Here is a 525-nt window from a genome sequence, read left to right on the forward strand (position 1 = left end):
GCCCAGGCCGGCGCCCGCCATGCGGCACATCGAGTCGAAGCTGCCGACGCGGGCGCGCACGCTGAGCGTCAGGCCGCGCTCCTGCGCCACCTGCTGCAGCAGCCGGTCCCAGCCGCCGTCGCGTTCGAGGCCGACGAAGTCGCAGCCGATCGCATCGTCCAGCCGCACCGAGCCGCGCGCGGCCAGTGCATGGCCGTGCGGCACCGCGAGCACGTGTCGGATGACGCCGTAGCGAAACGCCATCAGCGGCTCGGGGTAGACGTGGATCGGCGTCACGATGCCGACGTCGGCCTCGCCGCGCACCAGCGCCGCGAGCGTCGCATCGGTGGCCTGCTCGGACAGGCTCAGCGCCACCTCGGGATGCGCCTCGGCGAAGCGCTTCAGCGCCGCCGGCAGGTCGTGCGACAGCGACACCAGGTTCGAGAACACCCGCACCGGCCGCGACGCGCCGCCGCCCTGCTGCTTCACCGCCACCGCCAGCTGCTGCAGCCGCGCCAGCGTGTCGGCCGCACCCTTGTACAAGGT

General features: G+C 73.7%; 1 protein-coding gene. It reads right to left on the reverse strand.

Annotated elements, in window-relative coordinates:
• Positions 1-525: LysR substrate-binding domain-containing protein (locus tag AC1D15_RS36570; protein ID WP_477829945.1), on the reverse strand; the 525-nt coding region annotated here is incomplete at both ends.

Source organism: Rhizobacter sp. P2_H2, from assembly GCF_056403375.1.